Genomic DNA, 4,357 nt, shown 5'->3' with positions numbered 1-4,357 from the left:
CATCAGGAGTGTACCTCTTGCAACAGTTGCATAATCTCGGCGCTTACTGCATCCAGGTCGGCATCAATAACGTCCAGTGGGCGCGGCGGCTGATACACATAAAAATGCCGGTTAAAGGGGATTTCATAACCGATAACACCTATTTCGCCATCTTTTTCATCACGTTTGTCGGCATTTATCCAGGCATCCGCTACATGGGGCTGCACTTCTTGCTTAAAGTAGCTTTCGATCAGGTCAGCGTTGGCTGCCCTAGGATCAAGAGGTACGTTTTCGTTATCTCTCAGTTCTCCATCCTGTTCAAACTGCACCACCTTGCCCTTGTAGTTAAATGTGCCATACAGGGGCTGTGCCTGTTCTTTGTGCACTTTGCTGATGATCGGTTCAGCATCCGGGTTTTTCCAGGTGACTGCATCAATAAACTGTTTTTTCTGCCTGACATCAAACTTGATGCCGGTGGCCTTAAATGCCGCCTTCAGGGTGTTCTGAAACTGATTGAAGTCGTGGGAGGCTTGCTGCTTGCCGCCTTGTGTATCACCAACGGCAAACTGTAGCGCTTTGGCATCCTGCATCAGCGCCTGCTGGCTAAGCCAGAGTGTTTTATCCAGCACATCTTTAATGTGCTTTTCTTTCAGCTCAGCAAAATCAGCTTTAATCAAGGCACGAACTTCGGCTTCCACTTCCTCTAACTGGCCGTAAGTATCGGCTGTCCACTGGCTACCAAACTGCTCGTAGATCACTTGCATAACGGCATTAAAAGGCTTGGGTGCAAAACGCAGGGTTTCAATCGCTTGATCGGTGATTTGTGCTGACAGGCGTAATGGCCGCTCAATAGTCAGGCGGCGGTAGCCAAATTCGTGGATATCAAAAATCCTGGCTGTGAGTAGCTTGCCGCTTTCTGTCAGTATTTCAGTTGCAGCAAACTCACCAAAACTTCGGGTAATGGCGCGGATTTCATCATCGGTGAGGAAATGGCGTTTAGAACCGAGTGATTTTTTCATTTTGCTGCTGAGGTTGGCAGCGTTAATCAGCTGTACCTTACCTTTGCGCTGCGGATCTTTTTTGTTACTGAGTACCCAGACATAGGTTGCAATGCCGGTGTTGTAGAACATATCAGCTGGTAGCGCCACAATCGCTTCCAGCAGGTCTGCTTCCAATATGTAACGGCGAATTTCGCTTTCACCACTACCCGCATTACCTGTGAACAGTGGTGAGCCATTAAGAATAATGCCGATGCGACTGCCATCAGCCAACTGTTCATCCTGTGTATTCTTATCACGCATCTTGCTGATCAAGTGCATGAGGAACAGCAGTGATCCGTCAGAAACACGAGGTATACCAGCACCGAAGCGCCCGGCAAAGCCTTTGTGTTCGTGCTCGTTTTTGATTTCAGTTTCTATCTTTTTCCAATCCACGCCAAAGGGCGGGTTGGAGAGCATATAGTCAAATTTATCATCAGCCAGTTGATCCTTTGACAGGGTGTTGCCCAGCTTGATGCGGCTGACATCCTGCCCCTTGATTAACATATCCGCCTTGCAGATTGCGTAGGACTCAGGGTTCAGCTCCTGTCCAAAGGCGCGCATCACTGCTTTGGGATTGAGTTCATGCAGGTATTCCATGCCTGATGACAGGAATCCGCCTGTACCCGCTGTGGGGTCATAGATGGTGCGGATAATGCCATCTTTGGTGAGTGCATCATCGTCTTCCATAAATACCAGCGCGGTAGTCAGGCGCACGATGTCTCGTGGGGTAAAGTGCTCACCCGCTGTTTCGTTGGAGGATTCGGCAAAACGGCGGATCAGCTCTTCAAAAACCAGCCCCATGTCATGGTTTGAAATGCTTTTGGGGCTTAGGTCGGTGGTGGCGAATTTTTTTACTACCTTAAAAAGCAGATTGGCATCTTCCAGAAGCCCCACAAACTCATCAAACTTGAAGTGTTCAAAAATTTCGCGTGCATCCCTGGAGAAGGACTGCACGTACTTTTCAAGGTTGGCCTTGATGTCGCTTTGCCCCATCTTGCCCAGGCTCATGGGCGAGGTGTTGAAGAAAGACAGGTTTTTTGTGGCACGCAGCAGGAATTTTTCCTGTGCGTCTTCCGGCAAGTTCATCGACTGGATTCTTTGGTACTCGGCAACAACCGCCTCTTTACTTGGTTCCAGCACACACTCAAGGCGACGCAGCAAGGTAAATGGCAGGATCACACGTCCATATTGTGACTGCTTGAAGTCACCGCGCAGCAGATCAGCCACCGACCAGATAAAGGCTGCAGTTTGAGAGAAATTATTGTCCGTCATATTGGCTTCTATTGGTATTTGTCTGAATTGCAAGTGATTGTACCCGAATACAAGAATGGTAACAGTAGCCGCAGGATGACATTACCCATGGATGAAAAGCCACAAGAGCATTGAATCAGCTTTGCGTAGTGGTATAGTCCGACAATGGCTTTCAGACTTTAAGGTGGCAATCAGTGCAAATTGAATGGGATCATATCTGGGATAGACTCCCCTTGCAGGTACGTGAAGCAATGGAGTGTATCGACAGTAACGAAAGCTATACGCCCTTGATGGCAGCTGCAGCACTCGGCGATTCTGAAACACTTAAATGGCTAATCAATGAAACAGGGCGAAAGCAGCTGGATCGCGGGTTTGAGGCATTTGATTACACTGGAAATCTTGTAAAAACAGGTTATGCGCTAACAGAAGCTTTACTTAACAAACAGCTGGAGTGTGCAGCCTTACTGGTTGCGGCAGGCTGCGATATTGATGTCTTATGCTCGGTGCGCTTCAGCATTGACGACAGAGACTGGATAGGGGCGCTTGATCTTGATTATCACTCTGCCCTCGAACTTTCTTACAATATCAATCAGTCTTTTTTCAAGACACTGCTGGAGCGTGCTGAAGACCCTGTTATGCTGGCAGCAGACAATAGCACTTTAATTTCCAGATCAATCCTGAGGCATGACCATGACTTTATTCAGCATTTGGCAGAGCGCTGGCCGCAACACCGTTTTCTGACACCACACCCCAATGCAGATGAATGGATACCGGCGGGGCATTATGCTGCACTGCGAGTTATTTTTACTAAAGGCAAGGCACAAGAACTTGCGCTGGATACACTGCGCTGCATTAGCCATACCGTAGGTTTTTGTTTAAGCTGGCCGGGCAGTTCGCACAGTGCAGATGAGGAAAGCCTCTTAGAATTGATATATGAAATTGGTGACCCTGACTTGCTTAAAGCAACGCAACTTGATCGTTACATGCCAAAAAAACAAACGGAATTGCGCGACCAAGCTAATAAAATAAAGTTAAATACGCTCAACCTAATAGAAAAAGCATACTCATTTATTGACCTGTTTAATGAAGTCGCTGCAGAAATCGACCCCTATCTAATCGTTGAAAATAATTTGATTTCGATGGTTTACCACGACACGAATGCGCTATCCACAAAGAGCTGGGCAATTGATTACCTTAACTATATATGGAACAACAAAAACCTTGAGCGAGAAAAATCAGCCGACATCATTGACAAGGCAGATACTTTGTGCAGATACATAGATACCATCAAAACCGAGATTGAAAAGTGGCTGATCTCTGATATTGATAATGAACAAGCTGCATTGCGCTGGCTTGAAAAACACCTTGATGGCTTTGCAGATTTGTCACGCATTGAGCCAAGGAGGTTTGACTTTACACCTGAATACAGTTGGGTTGAAGAAGTCACAGCATTAACTTTTGGATTCCGATGGTTGAATCACTTGCGTGAGCTTGAAAACAAGCAAGTATTCAACGAGAGGATAATCTGAGCAACTCCTGCAGGCTTGTTCCAATTGCCGCTTCCACTTTCAGATCCAGCAGCGGGTCTGCGCGGGTTTTGCCAAGGTTCAGTGCTGCAATGGGTTTGCCCATCTGGCTGGCTTGCTGACAAAAGCGATAACCGGAATAAACCATCAATGATGACCCCACCACCAGCAGGGCATCGGCTTCTTCAAGTGCCTGAATCGTTCGAGACAGCTTGTGCTGAAAATCAGCACGAGCATTCGCCAGATGCTGATGCGCCTTAGCCAGCTTGAGTCGCGCTTTTGCACGACCTTTGCTGCCAAACCCATATCCAGAGCCAGCACTGACGCTCGTACAGTGGTAACTCGACTGTTTGCCGTACTTGCGCTTGAACTTGGGATAACGGGCGGGGAGTCAAAAAAGTTCTGGAAGGCTTTGTCCAGATTGATACACGCTTGTCGACTGCAACTGCCCTTGTGTATCTCCATGATCAGTGAAGGTTGTGTGCAAACCTGCAAAAAAGCTCTGCTGAAACCCTGCAGCGGCAAAGGTTCCTTGTTGCTGGAATGGCAAGAGGGACAAGC

The 4,357-nt window shown here is 47.6% G+C and carries 4 protein-coding genes; 2 read left to right on the top strand and 2 right to left on the bottom strand.

The genetic code is table 11. The features are described from left to right. Positions 1-2: 2 nt before the first annotated feature. Entirely contained in the window at positions 3-2,291 is a 2,289-nt protein-coding gene (locus IBX50_RS17670; protein WP_292257616.1) for a class I SAM-dependent DNA methyltransferase, read from the bottom strand. A 173-nt stretch (positions 2,292-2,464) separates the two neighbouring features. On the opposite strand from IBX50_RS17670, the gene IBX50_RS17665 reads away from it, so the two are divergent. Then, a complete protein-coding gene (locus IBX50_RS17665; protein WP_292257615.1) occupies positions 2,465-3,799 on the top strand; it encodes a hypothetical protein in 1,335 nt (444 codons plus the stop codon). On the opposite strand, the gene IBX50_RS17660 is transcribed toward IBX50_RS17665, so the two are convergent. Then, on the bottom strand, positions 3,780-3,947 hold the full coding sequence (locus IBX50_RS17660; RefSeq protein WP_366930749.1) for a hypothetical protein: 168 nt from the start codon (positions 3,945-3,947) through the stop codon (positions 3,780-3,782). The two genes, IBX50_RS17665 and IBX50_RS17660, sit on opposite strands and share 20 nt — an antisense overlap. Positions 3,948-4,010: 63 nt before the next feature. On the opposite strand from IBX50_RS17660, the gene IBX50_RS17655 reads away from it, so the two are divergent. Beyond that, the coding region (locus tag IBX50_RS17655; protein ID WP_292257614.1) for a hypothetical protein at positions 4,011-4,357 on the top strand (347 nt) is incomplete at its 3' end.

It is taken from the genome of Marinospirillum sp., from assembly GCF_014859565.1.
This window is presented reverse-complemented; position numbering and strand designations above follow the sequence as displayed.